Genomic DNA, 21,914 nt, shown 5'->3' with positions numbered 1-21,914 from the left:
TAATTTAGATATTTTTAAAACCTCATCTACTCTACCAAAATATCAATCAAATCCACTAAGACTCAACCAACACCCTGTTTTTCAACAAGTTTTTATCCGCATCACCGCCGATGAGTGCGCATTCTACAGCATTTTTCAGTCAGCACAAGTGAATTTCTGATATTTCATTTTTAAGTGTTTATGTTTTGAACTAAAAGAAATTAAGATCATGATTTAATTGATTAATTTATTTATATTTTGATGCGCTAGAATTGTTTTTCAAATACCAACCATTAAACCTTTGATATTTAATAAAAAAGGGAGCCCAAACTCCCTTTTTATTAATATTTATTGGGAAGATGATTGGTTATGCTGATCCATCGGCATATCTTTCATATCCATATGCATTGCATCATCTTTTGCGGAATCCGACTGCATCTGATGCTGCATTTGCATCTGTTTTTGTTTGTGCATTGGCATATAGTCAGGCTCATTATTCATTGCTAAATAAAATACCCACATAAACAAAAAGGCTAAAATAATCGCGATGATCAGGAGTTTCCAACCCCAAATCGATTTTTCGGGTGACAGTTTTTCACGCATGGACTTTCTCCATAAAATTAAAATAATGTTTAAATCCAAAAGATCAGAATTTCATACTGATACGTGCCCAGTAGTTACGACCAATGTTATTGAACTGTTCATTGGCAGCATAACCAAATAAGGCTGCACCTGATTTATTCAAGTGTTCGCTATAGGCTTTATCGAGTAGGTTATCAATCCCTACCGAGAAGTCGAGTGCATCACTGTATTGATAAGTTGCATTAATAGCGAGGGTAGAAAAACCTTTACTCTTACTCATATCGTAACCCACGATATTGCCATCATTCAGGCTAATTCGATTCTGTTCAGCCACAGCACGCCACAATAATCCTAAACTGTATTTTTCCTGCACATAGCGCAGATTCAAACGCCCTTCTAAAGGTGCAATTTGCGGTAAGGGCTTATTGTCCGTGGTGTTTTCACCCCATGCATACATGGCCGAAAGATCTGCCTGAAAATGGTCATTGAATTTATAACCTACTCCCGCTTCTGCACCTGCGATGGTCGCATCGACATTAGCGGCCAAAGGATACATCTGACTCGAATTTAAACTGTTGTATCTCACTAAAATAAAGTCGTTAATCAGTCCTGCATAAGCAGATGCCCATGTATTCCACGCACCATGTTGCTGTTCAAATCCAATATCTAGCTGAGCAGTTTTCTCTGTCTTTAAGTTATTTAAATTATTCACCATTAAATAAGAAGACTCACCCATCATATTGGTTGAACCATTACCATGATCCGTTGCTGTACTATAAAGCTCCCAATAATCTGGACTACGTTCAACATAACCTATCCCTGCATAGGTTTTAAACCCATGCTCAGGCAAATTGCTTTCGATACGAATAAAACCACTTGGATTGGTATCTGTTCGTTCCTGATCGTTTTCGGCACTATCAACTTTGACATGGTCAAAACGTGCGCCAGCCACCAGCTTATTGTTTGGATTTAAACGATATGTCCATTCACTAAACGCTCCATAAGATTCAAACCGTAAATCGCCATCTAATGGCGGAATTGGATTTGCATCACGCATGTACATGTTACCAGCGTGCTTATTTTGCTGTGAATCCACTCCAGAAATGACACTAAAATTATCCCATTCTGTGGTGATTGCTGCTCGTGCATTAAGTGTACGACGCGTTACTTCCATTGCCATAGGCATCATTGGTGGGGTACGCATTTTATAATTATCCATGATGTGATCGTTGTAGCTATAATCAACCTGAGCTTCAACTTTTTTAATCACATCGGTCAGATTTTTTTGTTCTGCGTGTAAACCTAAACTTTCTCGCTGAAATTGCGTTCCATCCATAGTACGCCCTGCATAAGCAGCTTCGCCATCTCCTTTTCCACCTTTCAGTTCAATCCATGAATCCTGTGTCGGTTTCCAGCCTAGAGCCAAGTCAGCATTCCAACGTTCCCAATTAGAATGAACTTTGTCACCATTGCCATCCTGATAATCATTGGCTACTGAACGATTGGCATTAATACGAGCATATTTAGTTTCATCGCCTATTGCAGCCTCTACATTATGATCTAGTCTTCCATAAGACCCCATCAAGACACTGGCCTGACCACGATAGGGCTTATTGGCAGTTAAATTTTCTGGTTCCCGATCAAAAATCACGGTCGCAGCAGAACCTGTATTGGCATATTGAACCGTTTGTGGCCCTTTGATCACGGTAATTCGATCATAACTTTCTGGGTTAATATAGGAAGTTGGCGCATCCATACGTGCTGGACAAGCACCCAGATTTTCTGTGCCATCCGTCAAAATTTTAATGCGCGAACCAAACATACCACGGAACGTTACGTCACCATTAGTTCCGCCATTTTTTATGGCACTAAACCCCATGATACTTTGTAAATAATCAGCACCATCGGTCGCAGGCACAGGCTGGATCGGCTGTTTTGGGTCAGCCTCAATAATCAAACCATTTGATAATCGGTTGTCTTGGGCAGTGACGACAATGGGTGCCATTTTTTTGGTTTGAATATCATCTTCAGCATATGCAAAAGAAGAAGTAAGCGCGATCAGAATCGCAGCCGAAAGTGGCTGTAATAAAAATTGAGTTTGAGTCATGTCTGTTTATCTCAAAACATAAATACGGAACAGCCTAAACTGAACAAAAAACAGCTTAAGCATAAAAGTAGGCTTTTAAACCCAAAGGTATTTAGTTATGCGAAAACAGGTGGGGCTCGGCCCTGAGGCAATAAAAAAAGTCGCTGAAGTGCGAAATAAATATGCCGAAATGCTTGTTGATATGCCAATAAGCGAACCTGAATACGCACCAAAACTTCTTTGACTTCAAGTTCAGGTGGTAAAACCAGATTGCCATACACCGTACAATACTGACACTGATGATCCAGATCGTGATGATCATGACCGTGGCTTTGCATGATTGTTTTGGACATTTCATGATGCATATGCTGCATCGGAGAATGTAGCGAATGATCGGTAGATGCTTGGGCTGTAGTTAACATTAACGCTTGGGTAATAGTTTCACAGACCGGAGCAATTTGATATTGCTTCGGCAGTAACGGTTGTAAAAACACCGCGATCTGTAAAAACACTGCGGCAAAACCCAGCAGCAACCCTGTGCGTAACAGCAAAACGCTCATCTCAACATTTTTTCGTCCGCAAGTATAACAAAGCCCAATCAAAATTGGGCTTTTCGTAGCACTTGAATCGTGAAATTAACGCTTAACCGCCACTTTTTCACGTTGACGCACCACTTTTTCAACTTTTTCACGCGCACGTTGTCGTTTTAAGGGTGATAAATAATCCACAAATAACTTACCATTTAAGTGATCCATTTCATGTTGGATACAAACAGCGAGAAGTTCGTCAGCCTCTAACTCAAATGCTTGACCGTCAAGGTTAATTGCCTCAATTTTGACACGTGACGGACGCTCAACTTTATCGTATATTTGAGGCACTGAGAGACAGCCTTCTTCGTACGGCTGAGTTTCTTCAGTGAGTGGGGTAACTTTGGGGTTAATAAATACCATGGGTTGGTCTTTATTTTCAGACAAATCCATGACAATCAGCTGAATATGACGATCTACTTGTGTTGCAGCCAGTCCAATACCGGGTGCTTCATACATGGTTTCAAACATATCAGCTGCAAGTTGACGAATTTCATCGGTCACTTCTTCAACAGGCTTAGCAATGGTGCGCAGGCGGGGATCTGGGAAACTTAAAATAGGTAATAAGGCCATACGATTATCCTCACTTATGCCATTGATCAAAAAACCAATGAAGGAAAAGCTTCATCAAAAAAATGTGTGTATTGTGGTTATTATACCGCAACTACGGACATAATTTTTAGGAATTATGATAATGAAAAAGGTTTTATACGGCATTCGATCATTTAATGCCTTGGGGTTTAAAAAACAATGTATCGCTGTCGCGATTTGCGCTGGACTTGGTATGACAGGGCTAAGCGCAACTTATGCAGCAAGTCCCAATGTAAATCCGCCTGCATTAAGAGCAAGCGCACCTCATGTTTATGTGGTTAAAAAAGGCGATACATTGTGGGATATTTCAGGAAAATTTCTGGACAAACCATGGCGCTGGCCTGAAATCTGGGCAAGTAACAAGCACGTTAAAAATCCACACTGGATATATCCAGGGGATCGACTATTACTGTGTACACTAGATGGTCGTCCATTCGTAGGACGCGATGAAGGTGATGGTTGTGAAGGCATTATTCGTCGTTACTCTGGCCGTACCACACTACAACCGCAAGTTCGTATTGAACAACTGAGTAATAGTATTCCTGTAATTCCACTGGACAATATCAAACAATGGCTAGATCGTACCGCGATTGTCGCAAGTGATAGTATCGAAAATACGCCTTATATTTTAGGCACGGCGGATCAGCGTGTGCTAGCAGGAAAAGGCCAAAGTGTTTATGTACGTGGTCAGGGTTTAACCTCAGGTCAACGCTATGCGGTATATCGTAAAGGCGAACCTTATGTACTGACTGATGCGAAAGGCAAAAAGCACACCGTTGGCTTAGAATTATTGCAAGTGGCATCAGGTATTGTCACCCAGACAGATCATGATATTGCAACGATGGAACTAACTGACAGCTACAATGCCGAAGTTCGTCGTGGCGATCTGGTGATGTTTGAACAAGAAGCCATGTTACCGACCCTATTTTATCCAACCGAAGCCAATCAGGTGACACAAGGTGGACAAATCATTCGAGTGATGGGTTCGATAGGTTCAGCCGCAAAAAATAGCGTGGTCACGATTGATCGTGGTCGTCTGGATGGTGTGCAATCAGGTCATATTTTTGCGATTTACCAACAAGGTGAAACGGTTCAGGACCCAAAAACCAAAGAAAAAATCAAATTGCCAAACCAGAAAGTTGGTACGCTAATGGTGTTTAGAACCTTTGATCAATTAAGCTATGCGTATGTGTTAGAAAGTTCTTTACCGATTAAAGTGGGCGCTGAGATTTTGCCTCCGCGTCTTGACGATTAAAAAACTCATCTCATGTTAAATCATTTGAATCAACATCACTACCATACCATCGCGGTGTGGTATCTGGTGCAACATTCTCTTTCGGCATTTCAAAAAGTCAAAAATCATTTTGGTGATTGTGAACAGGCGATATTGCCAAAACATTTGGCAGAATGGTCACAGCTGGGCTTACATGCCAGCCATCTCAAACGCATTCAAGAATATCAGACACATTCAGGTCAACAGGATTTTGCAAAACTGATTGATCTTGTCAAACAGCACACCGATTTTATTGTTACGCCAGAAGATATAGCGTACCCATCACAACTGCTTCCTTATGAGGATCGTCCACCGATTATTTTTGGACAAGGTAAACCAGATGCATTGTTGCAACCTCAGATCGCGATTGTAGGAAGTCGAAAACCGAGTCCACATGGTCGACAGGTAGCCTATGATTTTGCTTTTTATTTAAGTGAAAAAGGTTTTTTTGTCAGCAGTGGTCTGGCGCATGGTATTGATGAAGCAGCGCATCAAGGCGGTCTACAACATCAGCGCAGTATTGCGGTAATGGGAACAGGTTTGGATAGCACGTATCCAACTGCAAATCAGAATTTACGCCAACAACTTGCACAGCAAGGCGCAGTGATTACTGAGTTTTTACCCCGTACCTTACCTTTACAACGTAACTTTCCAAGACGTAATCGTATTGTCAGTGGTTTAGGGCTTGGTGTACTGGTGGTAGAGGCAAAACAAAATAGTGGTTCTTTGATTACTGCCAATGAAGCCGCCAAACAAGGTAAACTTATTTTTGCGATTCCTGGGCACATATACAGTGAGTTTCATCAGGGTTGCCATCAACTCATACGTGAAGGCGCGATTTTGGTCGATCATCCTGAACAGATCATTGAAGATTTAGCACTTCCAACCCAATGGCACATCAATCAACAAACTCAAGCAGATATTACCGAGCAAACCAATGCCATTCCAGCGCATTTAATTTCTTTATATCAGCAGCTTGATTGGGTTGGACAAGGTTTGGATCAACTCGCTCAAAACTTTAGTGGATCAACTGCCGAATTAACTGGTCAATTGATGGAACTGGAACTCTCGGGACTATGCATGCAACAGGCTGGTTTATATCAACGTTGCCGACCAAGCTATTAAAGTTCACAATAATGACCGTTTTTATCAAAGCAGGATATCATGATGCTGACCACCTCAGTTGTAGAAGCAGCACAATGCTTAAAACAAGGCAATGTGCTTGCCTATCCTACAGAGGCAGTTTGGGGATTAGGTTGTGATCCTTTTAACGAACAAGCCTTTCATAAAATTCTTACCCTAAAACAACGCCCGATTGAAAAAGGGGTTATTTTATTGGCAGGTCATATCGACCAAGTCCGTCCTTTATTTCAAAATCTTGATTCAGAACGACAACAGCAGGTGATTCAAAGTTGGACAAATCTTTCTATCACTGAACGTGCGACCACATGGCTACTCCCCATCAATGAGGCGCAAATTCCCAAGTGGATTACGGGGCAACATAATCAAGTTGCAGTAAGAGTCACCACACATGCCTTGTGTGTTGCGCTATGTAATGCCTTTAATGGATTTATTGTCTCCACCAGTGCCAATCCCGCGGGATTAGAACCTGCACGTTCTTTGCAGAATGCAAGTCAATATTTCGAGTCAAAAGTTGATTATCTCAATGGAGATTTAGGCTTAAGCCAACAACCGAGTCGAATTATTGATGCCATCACTGGACAAATCATTCGTGCATAATTTAAGTGACAATAATTATCGTTAATTCCTCTAAGTCGATTTCATTTGTAATTTGAAAATAATAAAAATTTGTTTCTTTATAGGCAAAAAAAACCCAGCCATATAGAATGGCTGGGTATAAAAAAGGATGCGTTTCAAGCACATCCAGAGGGTAACTTCAATCTGGGGGTATATAACTCAATCACAATTTGAGCTATATTTTGCAATAGATGTATTATGGATGATTCTTTTCATTAATACAAATATATTATTTATCTTATGAAAAGCTCAAAAAATAGAGCATAATTGTTAATTATAACTTAACAATTAAAATTATCACTCTATTTTCATTCATTTTTTAAAAATTTTGAATTTATTGTCATATTTCAAATTTATTTAAAAATCATATAGAAAAAATCATAAAGAAGATTTTTTAAACACTTTTAAATAAAAAAAGACAAATAGACGATCAAATTTGATTCATCTATTTATCATTATGAAAATATTAAGGAATAAAAGACTTCCCTAAAGAGGCAGGCAGATTCATTTGCAATAACTTTTTATCTCGTGAAATTACAACCAGCACTAAAATAGTTGCCAGATAAGGTAAGGAAGCGAGTAACTCGACTGGCAGATCTAACCCTAAAGCCTGTGCATGAAACTGTAAAATAGTAACACCACCAAATAAATACGCACCAATCATCAATCGTGCAGGCTTCCAGACCGCAAATACAACTAATGCTATCGCAATCCAGCCACGTCCTGCGACCATATTTTCAACCCAAAGTGGCGTATAGACCGTAGATAAAAAAGCACCTCCAATTCCTGCCATTGCTCCACCAAATAATACGGCACCATAACGAATCAACAAAACTGGATAACCCATGGCATGTGCCGATTCTGGTGATTCTCCAACTGCTTTGAGTAATAAACCAAGTTTGGTTTTTGCCAAAACCCACCAGATGACAAAGAAGGATAAAATCGATAAATACACCACATAGTTTTGATGAAACAGAATTGGCCCAATAAAAGGAATCTCTGACAAGACAGGAATATCTAGCGCTTTTAATCCCTCCAAACTGTTACTCACAAAATGCTGTCCAACAAATGCCGATAAACCCACACCAAAAATAGTCAGTGCAAGGCCACATGCTGCCTGATTTGCCGCTAGAGAAAGGGCTAAAACTGCAAAAATGAGCGCTGCTCCCATACCAGCAACAGCTCCAGCAATCAGTCCTGCCGCCGGCCCTAATCCAGTGCTTGCACAAAAGGCAAAACCTGCAATCGCGCCAATCAGCATCATCCCTTCAACGCCTAGATTAATTACACCTGTACGTTCTGCCACCAATTCTCCCATCCCTGCAAAAATCAGCGGTGTACCTGCGGCCAGAGTTCCTGCCAAAATTGGAACTAAATCAATCATATCTAACTCCTAAGCTATTTCAGTCGATGCAATGGAAGATGTTGGCTTTTTTATTATTTTAGATTTACCAAAGCGATAGCGATTTTCGATAAAAGCATCGGCAGCCAGTAAGAAAAACAACAACATTCCCTGAAATAAACCTGTAATCGCCGCAGGGAGTTGTAAGTTGAGCTGTGCTGTTTCTCCACCGATATAAAGCAAAGCCATTAAAAAGCCTGACAGGGCAATCCCAATCGGATTTAAACGCCCAAGATACGCCACAATAATCGCGGCATAGCCATAACCCGGAGAAATATTTGGATTGAGTTGTCCAACAGGGCCAGCGACCTCTCCAATGCCAGCAATACCCGCCATAAAACCTGAAATCATCAAACTAAACCAAATGGCCTGCTTTGCAGAAAACCCCGCATAACGTGCTGCATCAGGGGCTTGCCCACCGACTTCAAGCTTATACGCCAGAAAACTGCGTTTACTAAATAACCAGAATGCCAATACTGCAAATAGGGTGACTACAATCACGGCATTGATCCGTGTACCCTCAAACAAAATAGGAAATAAGGTTCCGTCATCGAACATGACAGATTGCGGAAAATTCATGCCTGCTGGATCTTTCCACGGCCCATTAATCAGGTACAGTAAAATAAAGGTCGCAACATAATTCAGCATTAAAGTAGTCAGGGTTTCTTGTGCATTAAAATGAGTTTTTAATAGCGCAGGAATTGCACCCCATAACGCTCCACCGATTGCTCCTGCAATCACCATTGAAGGTAATACCCAAAATCCAGATATTCCCTGACAGGCAATGGCAAGTCCACCTCCGAAAATTGCGCCCATAATCAGTTGACCTTCAGCACCAATATTAAAAATACGTGCTTTAAATCCAACAGATAATCCTAATGCAATTAAAATTAAGGGACTGGCTTTGATAATCAATTCACTCCAGCCATACCAACTGGACAATGGCTCGATAAAAAAAACCTGAAATGCTTCAAGCGGATTTTTTCCTAAAGCCATGAATAGCAAGCCACCAATAGAGAACGTCGCCACCAAAGCAATCAAGGGTGAAAGCCACTTCATTAAAGTTGATGGATGATCACGTGGTTCGAGTAAGTGCATATATAACCCCAGTTCAAATGATATAGGTCTAAGCCGATGCGTTTAAAACGCTGGAGCTTTCAGCCTGTCGATTCAACCCAGACATCATTAAACCAATCGCCTCAGCATTGGTTTCACTCACGGATTGGGCTTGACTTAGCCGACCTGCGGCCAGAACAGCAATTCGATCACTGATCTCAAATAATTCTTCCAGTTCTTCAGAAATCACGATGATGGCAACGCCCTGACGCGACAAATCAATCAGGGTTTGTCGAATAAAAGCAGCCGCACCGACATCGACACCCCAAGTCGGTTGCGCTACGACCATCACTTTTGGTTTTTGCAAAATTTCACGGCCTACGATAAATTTTTGCAAGTTCCCTCCCGATAAAGAACGAGCAGCAGCTTCGGTGCCAGAAGCTTTTACCGAAAACTTTTGAATACAGTCTTGGGCAAACTGACGTGCCTTTTCATAACTGACCAATCCATAACGAACAAAGCCCTGTCGAAATGCAGTTAACAGCGCATTTTGAGTTAAACTCATGGCTGGTACAGCCCCACGCCCCAAACGTTCTTCGGGTACGAAGCCAAAACCAAGCGCACGGCGCTGCCCTGCGTTTAAATGACCAATCGCTCGACCATCTAACATGACAAAGTCTTTAGATGTAGTGATTTCACCAGACAAAGCCGTCAGGAGTTCAGCCTGACCATTGCCTGAAATACCCGCAATACCTAGAATTTCGCCTGTTTTTACACTGAGCTGAATATTTTCAAGGGATGTTCCAAAAATATCAGGTGCCTGTACATTGAGCTGTTTGACTTCAAATATAGGTGTGCTTTCACCTGCATAAACTGGATGTTCGTAAGCAGGTAAATCACGACCAATCATCATCTTGGCTAGACTGGCCGTACTTTCCTGTTTAGGAATGGCTGTGCCTGTCACAGTTCCGCCACGTAAAATGGTCGCGCGATCACAGAGTGACTGTATCTCATTAAGTTTATGGCTAATATATAAGATTGAAACCCCTTCACTGGCTAGACGGCGCAAGGTTTCAAACAGAGTTAATACAGCTTGAGGTGTGAGTACCGAAGTGGGTTCATCCAAAATTAACAGTGAAGGATTTTGTAATAGGCAGCGTACAATTTCGACACGTTGCCGTTCCCCAACCGATAAACTGTAAACCGTTCTTTTCGGATCAATGGGCAATCCATATTTTTCGGAAACTTCAATGACGCGCTTGGATAATGCATTTAAATCAAACTTTTCATCTAGTCCCAATGCAATATTTTCTACAACTGTTAGTGTCTCAAACAAAGAAAAATGCTGATAGACCATACCAATGCCCAAACGTCTGGCTGCGGCAGGGCTTTCTATACTGACAGAGCGACCATTCCAGACAATTTCCCCTTCATCGGCTTTAACTGCCCCATAAATAATCTTCATCAGGGTGCTTTTACCTGCACCGTTTTCACCCAATACCGCGTGGATTTCACCAGGTGCAACCTGTAAGTTAATATGATCATTTGCCACTAAACTGCCATAGCGTTTCGTGATATTGATCAACTCCAGACGATTTTGCTGCAAGGTATGAGCAGGTCTACTGGTAGTCACATTCAGATCTGGATCAACAGAGATATTATCGGTAGGTAAATCCATCATGTCATCTCTTTAGCTCAGGTGATAGGAATGAAGCAAGGGATATGCCATGCTGCAATTTGGTTATGGTGTAGACAATACAAGGTTAGAAATTTCTGTTTATTGATTAAATTCTGTCCAGAATCCCTGATGCGCTTGTGCTGCCTCTTCGCTCAAACATGGCCCAATGACTTGTATTTCTCGTTGTCCACTGGCAAATACCTGACGGCAAGGTAAAGACAAGGTTGGATTTTCTGGATGGTTTCCTGTGATCTCAAGTAATTGCGTTTCGCTCATGCCATAGACTACTCGACCAATACCTGTCCAATAAATTGCCCCAGAACACATCGCACACGGTTCGGCATTGGTATATAAAGTACAATGTCGTAACTGTTCCAATGGCAAAAGTCGTGCAGCCTGCCCTGCGGCAATTGTTTCAGCATGGCGAGTTGGATCTCCTGTCGGAGGTAATGAGTTATTGCCTGCCTGAGTAACAATTTCACCCTGTGCATTCACCACAATTGCAGCAAAAGGATGTAAGCCTTGCGATTTGGTCTGTTCTGCCAGTTCAAAGGTTTTTCTTAGAAAAAACAGGTCTTGTGCAGTGGCTTGTAATGGTGTCATGTTGATCTCCCCCATCAAAAGTGTTCAATTTATTCAACACATGCAGTTTTCATCTGCATGTGTTGTTGACTTTCAAATGAAGAAGATTAGAAGTTATAGCTTAGTGCTAAACGGTTTTGCAGGAATGCATTAGAGTCTCCATCACGTTTTTGTGCACCCACAAATTCAGCAATACTTAGCCCCTTGAGTGCTCCCGTGAAGTTATAGAAACCGTAGAACATCACTTCATACATGTCACGATCTGAATTAAATTTGCGGTCAATATCGGTATAGGTCAAACGTGCACCAGCAAAAATATTTTTTCCAAAAGGAGAGCTAAGCTCTGTGGTATAAAAGTTACCTGGCCCTAAATCCTGAGTACTGGTAAAGAATGGCTGTGCAAAATAAGGATCAGAGGAGGTATTATGTGCATATGGCGTTGGCAAACTACCATTGAGCCAAGCGCTATTATCTTCATAAAACACATGGTCATAGGCAATTTTCCAAGTCAATGTGTCAGTTGGTTTGAGCTTGAGTTGCACCCCTACTGATTTACTGTCAATATTACCTAAATAAGCATCTCCTGTTTCTTCACCATAGATCCCTTGTAAGCTAATTTCTGGTTTCCATGTTGCTTCCTTGAAGCCAAGATTTGCTTCTGCATAGTAAAGATTAATCAAATCCTGATATTGTTCTACCCAAAGTTGACCTTTGAGATATTTATCATTTAAATCAATTTTCTTACCTAAACCCAAACTAATTACACCATCGAAGTTCTGGTCATAACCTGAAAAAGGGTCATCGTTCAAGCGGTTACTTTTACTAAATTCATCATCACCGTAGCTTTTAAATTTATTAACTTTGGTTGCACGTACGAAATTGTCCGAATCACCATATTTAATATCTACGCCCTGATATAACCAAGGCTGTACACGATAATAAGAATAGTCACCCATGAACGGCAAATTTAGTTTTTGATTACCAACAGTGATGGAAAATTTATCTTGCGTCCAGTTTAAATAAGCTTCACCAATACCAAAAGTATGTTCAGATAATTCAGAAATATTATGCGCACCTTCTGCCAAACGACGCTGTCCTTCTACTCCCAAAGCAGCTTGAAAACCATTGAAACGTGCTGTCTTATAAGTCAAATAACCACCCGCAGTCGTTGTGTCCTGACTGGTATCTGAAAAATAAGCATTGTTGAGTGAAAATGAATTGAGACGAATACTGCCCTCGACATTCCCGCAAGCCAGCATTTCAGAAAAGCTAGCCACGTTGGCCGCTTTACAGGCATCAGAAGTAGATAACGGCATAGCGAATACAGATGAGCATAAGCTGGTTAATCCACAGAATAAAAGCGCTTTGTTACGGTAAATATTGTTCATTTTAGAATTTCCCCATCGAGTAACAATATGTAATTTACTTGAGAAAACAAAATGCAAAATACCCACCAACAGCAGCCTTATTCTGAATTTACAATTAGAATTATAAAAATATTGATATAAAGCTATCTACGCAATTTCAGATTCAACTCTTAAAGTATAAAAATTTATCAATATAAAACAAACATATAAAAAAAACAGCCTCTTAATATAGGCTGAATTCAATTTAATTCTTCAAATATGCTTAATTTAATTCACGACATGACTATCGTTTCTAAGTACTGAAATAACTAACTCCCTAAACCAGCGAAACTCAGGAGAGCGATGCTGGCGCTCATGCCAGAGCAAATAATAGGAAATTTTAGGAAATTGGATCGGTGCAGCGGAAATGGTTAAAGGTAATAATGCACTATAATGGCGAGAAAATGAGCGCGGCGCGGAAAAAATCGCGTCAAGTTGTAGCAGCATATAGGGAATCATCCCAAAATATGGAATAAACGCCACGATGTTCCGTTTCAGGCGCTCTTTAGATAAATGTAAATCGATAACCCCACGTTGCCCGACTGTATAAGGTGTTGGAGCAATATGATCGGCATTTAGATAATCATCCATCGACAAAGTTCTGTTGGCGAGTGGGTGTGATTTGCGCATCAGACAAACTACTTCATCCTCAAAAAGTGGCGCAAGTCGTAAATATTCGGGAGGCTGTGGCCAGTTGCCAATCACGGCATCGTACATACCACTTTCGAGGGCGTGTGCATAATCCACATTATGCCCCATAGAATGCATAATAACTGTGCAATGCGGTGCTTCTACATGGATCCTACGGAGAATTTCACCAATCGCAATTGGATTTAAGTAATCTGATGCCGCCAGATTAAACACCTGACGCGATTGTGCTGGATCAAAATGCACTTGTTGGGTGGCAATTAATTCAAGCTGGCTGAGTACCTGACTTACAGGTTCGAGGAGCGACAAACCACGTTCGGTAGGGGTCATACCATTACGGCTACGCACCAAAAGCTGATCACCTGTAATTTCCCGAAGTTTTTTTAAAGCGGTACTAATAGCAGGTTGCGATTGATTCAGTCGTTTGGCCGCATTGGATACACTTTTTTCTGTTAAAAGCACATATAAAACTTGCAACAAATGTGCATCTAATGCTTCCCATTTATTTGTAGGATGAATCACCAATTTGTCCTTAATCTACCAAACCTGAGTCTATAGGCAAAATTTATACCATCTCTCACCTATAAGAAGACAGAACTATTCACAATGATAAAAATAAAAACATATTTTGTGACTAATCTTACTTAATTGACAGCCAGTAAACCTGCCATCGGAATAAATCTAGCTTGATGACGAATCCGATTGATCCAACGACGAATATGTAAAAAAGGCAGCAGACTTACCCCCGCGTCCCAAGCCAGTGCAACTTGAGGAAATACGATCAGGTCAGCAACCGTTAAATGCTCACCCAATAAATAATTTTGCCCTCGAATAGTTTGTTCACATAAATGATCATCTAATTCGCGTAATTGTTGTGTTGCCTGTTGGATTAACTTTTCTTCATTAGATAACAATTGATCCATTGCCAAACTCGCTTGACGTAACTGTCCTAAACTCAGTTTGAGCTTTTCATTAAAAACCAACCAATCTTGTATATGTGAGAATTGATGCGCTGGCATCCAGTGAGATTGTGTTTGTGTCGCTTCAACCAATTCTTTGAAAATGGGTATCAGCCCCGATACTCTTAAAGATGAATGTATTAAAACTGGAGATTCAAATACCTCACCTATCTGCTCAATATCTGCATATTCTGACTGATAAGAAAGCTGTAAAAACTCAAGCAACAAACGTACACTATAGCAATCTGTCGATAACGGATCATCGGCAAAATTTAGAGGCAATGGTGATGGATTAAGGTTCATACCACTTGCTCCTCCTGCGTGTTTTTATGCACACCATAACACCAGTTTTTGGTGATCAGCCATTTACGATATGCCGTCGCCAGTGCATCAGCTTTGGTCGGAATTTCCAGTTTTTCCAAAGGAAGTTTTAAAGGTACGTGATTTTCCAGAATGGGTTTGTCCTGCGTAAAAATTTTCTGTTGAAATAAAACCATATCGGTCATGCTACTGGTCTGATCATCCAGAATCATCAGTAAATGTGCCCGAATGTGAGTTTCACTTAATGGTTGAATAAACAGACACACTACATCGGCAGGAATAATTCCCTCAGCCGCAGTATTTACCTTATATAAAATCGCGTTTAAGGGGGAAGCAACACGATAAACATATTCAGTTTCCTGCGGCTGAGGCGAACTCGGTGCGGCAAGCGGTTGAGTAAAAAAACATTCCGTTGCCCAGATTTCATCGACGTCTTCACGCCATTCAACTTTATAAGGTTTAACGGTAGTTTCTGGTTCAGCCCCCAATATGCCAGTATGCACATAAGGAAAATGTGCCATATCCAGAAAATTTTCGATACCACGCAACGGCGATGTGCGTACACCATAAGCACCACACGGCACACGACGCGCTCCCTCAACGTCATATTCTTGCAATTGAAATAATGGTTTTTTTTCAGAGCCTATACATAACCAAACAAAACCATAAGCTGCTTGCACAGAAAGATTTAACTCTTTCATATCAAGTGATTCGAAATTCACCTGATACACATGTACACCATTGATGGTATCTCGATGGAGAGTCAAAGTTTGCCCATCGAGGCATGTTTTAATCTGTTGGCGCTGAACAAATTCCTGTTCAGAAGCAATCACGATCCATTCACCCATCAAACTAGGTGAAATCATTTGAGGGTAATGCTGTGTATTAAGCATGGCTGAATTGCTCCAACTCCAGATTTTGTCGCATCTGACTTAATAAAGGGTGACGTTGCGTTGGTTGTTCTGTTTGCAGCAACATGGCATGTACTGTTACGACATGAGGCTGTGTGGGTGTAAGATAAATGCGTAGTGTTGAATCTACTGCATCATTTTGCCAAACCAATCCATTGTGCATATCTAGTTCACTTATCCCCAGTTCAAGTAAATAATCCTGTACTTGGGGCAAAGCAACCGAAATCGTGACAGACCCTGCATACACCTGCTGCACATCCTTATGCAAAGGTTCAGCAATAGAAGTAGAATCTCCGCCAAACCAAATCATGCCTGATTTTTCCATGACAGCATAAGAGCTTGCACATAAACTTTTTGGTGCGCGCTGCTCAGGTTGTGCAGGTATTCGCTGGCAATGCCCATCTTCAGCGGCAAACTGCCAACCATGATAGGCACAGACTAGACTTTCACCGTGTACCTGTCCCAAACTTAAACGCACACTGCGATGTGGACAGCGATTTTCCCAAATCTGGACATGACCTTGCATAGAGCGCCAGACAGCCACATCTTTAGCTTCCACTAGAAACTGTTCCACTTCACCCGCTTCAATCAACACTGAAGGGACTAAAGGAATCCATTGTTCTGTGATCATGCCCATTTTCCTCAACATCACTTAAATCCAGATTTCAAAGTTTTATTTTGGTAATACACCCTGAACGCCTTGTACATAGAAGTTCATCTTATCGAGCTGTGCTTCGGTATAAATACTGCCAGCCTTGACAAACTCTTTACCTGCCTGTGTATATAAAGGTCCTGCAAATGGATTAAGTTTGCCCGCTTTCATCGCATCACGACGAGCCAAGACCATTTTTTTAGCATCAGCAGAAACAGCCGTTCCAATATTTTCTACATTCACAGTGCCTTCTTTGACACCATAATAAATTGGTGCATTACTCCATTTTTTTGCAGCAACGTCTTTCAGGACTTTGTCATAAATCGGATCCCAATGTAGTACCGCAGCACCCAATTGTGCATCGCCACCAAATTTACCCATATCCGAGTTCCAACCGAGTCCCCACACCCCTTTTTGCTTGGCAGCTTGTACGACTGCTGGCGAATCGGTATTTTGTAATAGCACATCACAGCCTTGTGAAATCAAAGCCAAAGCAGCATCTCGCTCTTTACCTGGATCGAACCATGAACTTACCCAAACCACTTGTGTGGTAATTTTAGGATTCACACTGCGTGCACCAATAGTGAAAGCATTGATATTACGCACCACTTCTGGGATTGGATAAGAACCAACAAAGCCGATTTTATTGGTTTTACTTTTGCTACCTGCCAACACACCAAGCAAATATGCACCCTGATAGGTACGAATATTATAGTTGCCCATGTTCTTGCCAGATTTATAACCTGTGGCATGCATAAACACCGTATTTGGATAAGTGCGTGAAACTTTTTCCATCGCATTCATATAACCAAATGACGTTCCAAAAATGACCTTGTTGCCTTGCTGCGCCAGATTACGGAACACACGCTCAGCATCTCCTGTTTCAGGCACATTGGCAACATAAGTCGTTTTTACTGCACCTTTTAGATCCTGTTCGGTACGAATACGTGATTGATCATGTGCATATGTCCAACCATGATCACCCGGCGGGCCAATATACACAAAAGCTGCTTTTAATGGTTCAGCTGCCTGTGCAGTATTCAGCATCGCACCTGTTGAAAGCGCGCCCATCGTGAGTAAACCACTGCTTGCGGCACAAAGTGCAGTCGTTTTAAATTTTGAGAATAATTTTGAAAATAAACCCTGTGGGTTTTGATCGTGTAGCTTGTTTGGATTTTTGTTCATTTCAACAGACATCGCACTACCCCAGTTTTGTTATGGTATCGAGACACCAGAAAATAATATTGCCTATAATTGCAATGATTTATTTTCCAGAATACATAGAGGTAAAATGCAACCTTTGCGCCAACATCTGCTGTAATATTTTTAATTGATCATTTTTAAATAAAGGTTATATATAAAAAAGAATAGAATAATCTTCCATGTCATCGTGAATTTTAAATTTAACCAATTAAAATCAACTACTTAAATTAATATATTATCTAAAGCCTGATTTATTTATAGAGCAATAAACGTTTTCTAAAAAGTGCTTTGCTCTCGCTTTGCAGATATTTTGCACAATTGTGGAACATCCCTGTCCACCATTTTCTAAAAAAAGCATGTCTAACTTTGGATCGCCTGATTTGCTTTTATAGGCGTTTTCTTTTGCGCCAAAATGATGCCCAACAAGATCATGATTCCACCAAGCGTATGATAAATCGTCCATTGTTCAGACAACCACATACTGGCAATAATCGCAGTAAATACAGGCATGAGATTCATAAAAATACTGGTTCGATTGGGCCCAATTTGCTGAACAGCCATCATCCACAATAATGGTGCAATTAATGATGGGAAAATGCCTGCATAAAAAACACTAGGCCCATTATGAACATTAATGGCATCTAGCCCTAACCATGCAATAAATGGCAAATGGTAAATCAGGGCAAATGCAATCTGAACATACAAACTAATCAATAACGGAATCTGTAACTGCCATTTCTTTAAAAACACCCCATAAAAGGCATAGAAAAAAACAGCAACAACCATGATTGCATCGCCCCAATGCCCACCACTTTGCAACAAGTTGGCAAGATGTCCCTGACTCATGACATACATCAGACCGAAAAAAGAAATCAAACTCCCGATCACAGCAAATTTATTGGGAATATCCTTCAAAATAAACATCGAGACAAAAATGGTAAAGACTGGAATAAAGGCATTGATAATGCCCATATTGGTTGCCGTGGTATAATGCGCAGCACTATAGGCTAGCCCCTGATATAACACCATACCAAATGCACTCAATACCGCCAGTTGCCCCAAATGACGGCGCACCAGCATACGTTGCTTCCAGACCTGTGGCAGTATCCATGGCGTAAGAACAATAAACGCGATCAACCAACGATAAAAACTAATACTGACAGGTGAAATCAGATCAGCTGCATAACGCGTTACTGTAATATTGAGTGACCAGATTAATACCGCAAGCATGGGGAGTAAAAATGCCCACCAATGTACTTTTGCAACGTGTTTCATGAACGAGCTCGATATAACTGAGAATGAATCTATTTTGATATCTGTCTAAAAAAATTGAAATACTGTATTTCAGACATTTATATCGCAGTTAAGACATGGCTTATTGATCAAATAAATCCCATGCTTTCATGGCATGTTCCACCACATGATTCAATTCATCAATTTTCGCGCCATCTCGCGCCTGTACAGTTAATCCCTGAATGACAGTACAATAAAAATCAGTCATCGTTGCAATAGGTGCATGTGCAGACAAATCACCATCCTTAACGCCCTGTTGCAAGCGCTCACATAATTTTTGTTTCGTGGCTAAACGCTTTTCCAACAAATTATGCTGAACATCCTGAGATTGGTCAGAACCATTCATCGCGGCTGTCACCAACATACAACCTTTCGGTTTATTGGGTTGCATCAATCGTTTAATGTTGTCATATAAATACAGCTCAAATGCAATTTTTGCAGTACGTGCTTGTGTAAAAATCGGCTCAATTGGACAGGCTTCATGGGCCAGATAATAATCAATACTTTTATAAAACAATGCTGTTTTATCACCAAAACTGCTGTATAAACTCGGCGCAGTAATTTCAAGCGCCTGTGTTAAGTCATTAATAGACGTGGCTTCATAACCATGCTCCCAAAATAGCAGCATGGCTTTTTGCAATGCACTTTCTTCGTTAAAACATTTGGGACGACCACGTTTTTTCTTATTTAACATCGTCTGTGCATTGTCCAGCATTGGATTATCCAATTTTGTCATAAAGCTCACATGTATTTTTATAACAATCACTATTAAATTAATTGACGTGAGATATTTTTTCAACTATTTTTATTTTCATAGTGATCACTACAAAATATATCTTCCCATATTTTCTATTCAAAAAATTAAGGTTGACGTCCAATGGATACATCAACATCTACGGCAACACCGCCTGCTTCACAAGGTAGTTGGTTTGCCATACTCGCTGTATCGATTGCAGCTTTTGCACTGGTCACCAGTGAGTTTTTACCCATTGGGGTGCTCAATAGCGTCGCCAGTGATTTAAACATTTCGACAGGTACAGCAGGGCTTATTATTACTTTGCCAGGTATTATGGCCGCTTTTGCAGCCCCCTTACTCCCAGTAATGATGAAACAACTGGATCGGCGTTATGTACTGATTCTACTCACCTTCATTATGGTCATTGCAAATGCGATTACTGCATTTTCTGACAATTTTACCCTACTGTTACTAAGCCGATTAGTTCTAGGGATTTCAATTGGAGGTTTCTGGGCGACTGCAATTGCGCTTAGTGGCAAACTGGCACCCAAAAATTTACCGATTGCAAAAGCCACTGCCGTTGTCATGGCAGGTGTAACACTGGCAACCGTACTCGGTGTTCCAATTGGAACATGGCTGAGTGAATTTTATGGTTGGCGCAGTGCTTTTGGTATTACAGCAATCATTGGTTTTGTAGTCCTGCTCTTACAACTGATATTTCTACCAAGCCTTCGACCTGATTCAGCCATTCATTTACGTGATTTACCTGCTTTGTTGCGTATTCCCAAAGCACGTAGCGGCATGCTGATTGTTCTGCTTATTGGACTGGCACATTTTTGTGCTTATAGTTATTTGGCACCATTTTTCAAACATATTGCAGGCTTTGATGGCACCACGATTGGTCTATTATTATTGCTTTATGGCATCGCAGGTGTTTTCGGTAATGCTTTTGCGGGATATAGCGGTAATATAAATATTCGTTATACATTAGCATTTGTTGGAATCTGCTTTGCCATTGTGTTCTTTGGATTTCCCGTATTTGCGATTCATGAAACGGGGGCATTTATTTTGACTGCCTTGTGGGGCTTTGCTTTTGGTGCCTTCCCAACTTCTGCCAATATCTGGATGTTTGTGCATGCACCGCAAGCCGTCGAAAAAGGAATGCCCTTATTTGTTGGATTATTTCAGGTCATGATTGCCAGTGGATCACTACTTGGTGGTTTTGTGGTTGATCATTTTAATGAAAATATTTTAATTTATGGGGTACTCAGTTTTATTCTTTTAGCGCTATTGTCTATTTTCACTTTAGCCAAGGGTTTAAACAATCCTAAAATGACCTGTGATCAAGAAGTATGAATGACCAAAGTACATCTACACTGAATCTTGCAAATCATCTGGAAATTCATGAATTCTTTTTCCATCCGCATGACAGTGTTTGTCCGCATTCTTCACTGTGGGGAGATTTCAACTTCAGTTTAAATGGTGTGCTTGAAATTCAGGTGGGTGAACGCACCTTCTTGGCACCGCCTAATTATGGTTTGTGGTTACCGCCACAAACCAGTCATTTTTGTGTTGCAGTCGATCAACCGACTCATTTTATTTGTATCAGAGTCCATCCTGATTTATGTTCGAAATTTCATTCCAGTCCAAAAACCCTCGAAATTCGACCTTTTTTTCATGCCTTAGTGAAAGAGTTATTACATGATCAGTACGCTCCAGATTCGATAGAATATCAGCGATTATTAGCGGTGCTATTCGATCAAATGCTGGCAGCGAATTGTTATGATCATTATTTACCACAGACAAATCACCCCATCTTAGCGCCTATTCTAGATCAGTTAGGACAAGCTCAGTTGTTTGAGCAAAGTTTGCAGCAGATTTTGCAAAGCTTTCAAATTAGCGAACGCCATGCACTACGCTTAAGCCAACAAGAATTGCATTTATCGCTATCAGAATGGCGCAATCGCGCCAAAATTGTTTATGCCATTGCTCAGATTCAGCAAGGTAGCGCCATTAAGCGGATTGCACTGGATTTAGGTTATCAACACAGCTCCAGTTTTATTGAGTTTTTTAAACGCTATACAGGGCAAACCCCACTACAAATGAAATAATTTTTAACCGATGTGTATATCTTCACTGTTTATGCACAGAAATCCTGAGTGAAACACTTGCCTTTCTGTCTAAATCTCCTTAAAACAAGACATCCGTTTT

General features: G+C 40.8%; 21 protein-coding genes. 5 read left to right on the top strand and 16 right to left on the bottom strand.

What is annotated here, in order from left to right; all coding sequences use genetic code 11:
* Positions 1 to 327: 327 nt before the first annotated feature.
* The 4 genes from A7A69_RS07685 to def all read right to left on the bottom strand — a co-directional run bounded on the left by A7A69_RS07685 (position 328) and on the right by def (position 3,807).
* Complete coding sequence (locus A7A69_RS07685; RefSeq protein ID WP_152876800.1) at positions 328 to 582, bottom strand: hypothetical protein; 255 nt, start codon at positions 580 to 582, stop codon at positions 328 to 330.
* Positions 583 to 625: 43 nt separating this feature from the next.
* Positions 626 to 2,668, bottom strand: a complete 2,043-nt coding sequence (locus A7A69_RS07680; protein ID WP_152876799.1) for a TonB-dependent copper receptor — start codon at positions 2,666 to 2,668, stop codon at positions 626 to 628.
* A gap of 95 nt (positions 2,669 to 2,763) precedes the next feature.
* Positions 2,764 to 3,198, bottom strand: a complete 435-nt coding sequence (locus tag A7A69_RS07675; protein WP_120371200.1) for a DUF2946 family protein — start codon at positions 3,196 to 3,198, stop codon at positions 2,764 to 2,766.
* An 84-nt stretch (positions 3,199 to 3,282) separates the two neighbouring features.
* A complete protein-coding gene (def, locus tag A7A69_RS07670) occupies positions 3,283 to 3,807 on the bottom strand; it encodes a peptide deformylase (RefSeq protein WP_004985572.1) in 525 nt (174 codons plus the stop codon).
* A gap of 121 nt (positions 3,808 to 3,928) precedes the next feature.
* Here def and A7A69_RS07665 point away from each other — a divergent pair, with 121 nt between their 5' ends.
* The 3 genes from A7A69_RS07665 to tsaC are packed head-to-tail and all read left to right on the top strand — an operon-like array spanning position 3,929 to position 6,838.
* Entirely contained in the window at positions 3,929 to 5,080 is a 1,152-nt protein-coding gene (locus A7A69_RS07665) for a LysM peptidoglycan-binding domain-containing protein (protein WP_152876798.1), read from the top strand.
* Positions 5,081 to 5,092: 12 nt separating this feature from the next.
* Complete coding sequence (dprA, locus tag A7A69_RS07660; RefSeq protein ID WP_152876797.1) at positions 5,093 to 6,223, top strand: DNA-processing protein DprA; 1,131 nt, start codon at positions 5,093 to 5,095, stop codon at positions 6,221 to 6,223.
* Between the two features lie 42 nt (positions 6,224 to 6,265).
* Positions 6,266 to 6,838, top strand: coding sequence for an L-threonylcarbamoyladenylate synthase type 1 TsaC (gene tsaC, locus A7A69_RS07655; protein WP_152876796.1), 573 nt, complete (start codon positions 6,266 to 6,268; stop codon positions 6,836 to 6,838).
* Between the two features lie 484 nt (positions 6,839 to 7,322).
* Here tsaC and A7A69_RS07650 read toward each other — a convergent pair whose 3' ends face one another.
* The 12 genes from A7A69_RS07650 to A7A69_RS07595 all read right to left on the bottom strand — a co-directional run bounded on the left by A7A69_RS07650 (position 7,323) and on the right by A7A69_RS07595 (position 19,703).
* On the bottom strand, positions 7,323 to 8,240 hold the full coding sequence (locus tag A7A69_RS07650; protein ID WP_152876795.1) for an ABC transporter permease: 918 nt from the start codon (positions 8,238 to 8,240) through the stop codon (positions 7,323 to 7,325).
* Positions 8,241 to 8,249: 9 nt separating this feature from the next.
* The gene (locus tag A7A69_RS07645; protein ID WP_152876794.1) at positions 8,250 to 9,356 is read right to left on the bottom strand and encodes an ABC transporter permease; all 1,107 of its coding nucleotides are present in this window, start codon (positions 9,354 to 9,356) and stop codon (positions 8,250 to 8,252) included.
* Positions 9,357 to 9,384: 28 nt separating this feature from the next.
* Positions 9,385 to 10,995: an ABC transporter ATP-binding protein gene (locus A7A69_RS07640; protein ID WP_152876793.1), complete on the bottom strand. Its 1,611-nt coding sequence runs from the start codon at positions 10,993 to 10,995 to the stop codon at positions 9,385 to 9,387.
* Between the two features lie 96 nt (positions 10,996 to 11,091).
* On the bottom strand, positions 11,092 to 11,595 hold the full coding sequence (locus tag A7A69_RS07635) for a nucleoside deaminase (protein WP_152876792.1): 504 nt from the start codon (positions 11,593 to 11,595) through the stop codon (positions 11,092 to 11,094).
* An 86-nt stretch (positions 11,596 to 11,681) separates the two neighbouring features.
* A complete protein-coding gene (locus A7A69_RS07630; protein ID WP_120371170.1) occupies positions 11,682 to 12,962 on the bottom strand; it encodes a hypothetical protein in 1,281 nt (426 codons plus the stop codon).
* A gap of 246 nt (positions 12,963 to 13,208) precedes the next feature.
* Positions 13,209 to 14,150: a LysR substrate-binding domain-containing protein gene (locus tag A7A69_RS07625; protein ID WP_187349196.1), complete on the bottom strand. Its 942-nt coding sequence runs from the start codon at positions 14,148 to 14,150 to the stop codon at positions 13,209 to 13,211.
* A 122-nt stretch (positions 14,151 to 14,272) separates the two neighbouring features.
* Positions 14,273 to 14,890: a glutathione S-transferase C-terminal domain-containing protein gene (locus tag A7A69_RS07620; RefSeq protein ID WP_152876790.1), complete on the bottom strand. Its 618-nt coding sequence runs from the start codon at positions 14,888 to 14,890 to the stop codon at positions 14,273 to 14,275.
* Positions 14,887 to 15,801 carry an aromatic ring-hydroxylating dioxygenase subunit alpha gene (locus tag A7A69_RS07615; RefSeq protein WP_120371173.1) on the bottom strand — a complete coding sequence of 305 codons (915 nt, stop codon included), beginning with the start codon at positions 15,799 to 15,801 and terminating at the stop codon, positions 14,887 to 14,889. The genes A7A69_RS07620 and A7A69_RS07615 overlap by 4 nt, the downstream gene beginning before the upstream one ends.
* Positions 15,794 to 16,450, bottom strand: coding sequence for a Rieske 2Fe-2S domain-containing protein (locus tag A7A69_RS07610; RefSeq protein ID WP_152876789.1), 657 nt, complete (start codon positions 16,448 to 16,450; stop codon positions 15,794 to 15,796). Before A7A69_RS07610 ends, A7A69_RS07615 begins: the two co-directional genes overlap by 8 nt.
* Positions 16,451 to 16,492: 42 nt before the next feature.
* Positions 16,493 to 17,668, bottom strand: a complete 1,176-nt coding sequence (locus A7A69_RS07605; protein WP_120371175.1) for a BMP family ABC transporter substrate-binding protein — start codon at positions 17,666 to 17,668, stop codon at positions 16,493 to 16,495.
* A 366-nt stretch (positions 17,669 to 18,034) separates the two neighbouring features.
* The gene (locus A7A69_RS07600; RefSeq protein ID WP_152876788.1) at positions 18,035 to 18,949 is read right to left on the bottom strand and encodes a DMT family transporter; all 915 of its coding nucleotides are present in this window, start codon (positions 18,947 to 18,949) and stop codon (positions 18,035 to 18,037) included.
* A 100-nt stretch (positions 18,950 to 19,049) separates the two neighbouring features.
* Positions 19,050 to 19,703 carry a TetR/AcrR family transcriptional regulator gene (locus A7A69_RS07595; protein ID WP_120371177.1) on the bottom strand — a complete coding sequence of 218 codons (654 nt, stop codon included), beginning with the start codon at positions 19,701 to 19,703 and terminating at the stop codon, positions 19,050 to 19,052.
* Between the two features lie 141 nt (positions 19,704 to 19,844).
* Between A7A69_RS07595 and A7A69_RS07590 the strand changes: the two genes are divergently transcribed.
* Entirely contained in the window at positions 19,845 to 21,059 is a 1,215-nt protein-coding gene (locus A7A69_RS07590) for an MFS transporter (RefSeq protein ID WP_120371178.1), read from the top strand.
* Positions 21,056 to 21,814: a helix-turn-helix transcriptional regulator gene (locus tag A7A69_RS07585; RefSeq protein ID WP_152876787.1), complete on the top strand. Its 759-nt coding sequence runs from the start codon at positions 21,056 to 21,058 to the stop codon at positions 21,812 to 21,814. Before A7A69_RS07590 ends, A7A69_RS07585 begins: the two co-directional genes overlap by 4 nt.
* Positions 21,815 to 21,914 lie beyond the last annotated feature (100 nt).

Source organism: Acinetobacter guerrae (assembly GCF_009372255.1).
In the GTDB taxonomy this organism is placed as follows: Bacteria; Pseudomonadota; Gammaproteobacteria; order Pseudomonadales; family Moraxellaceae; genus Acinetobacter; species Acinetobacter guerrae.
This window is presented reverse-complemented; position numbering and strand designations above follow the sequence as displayed.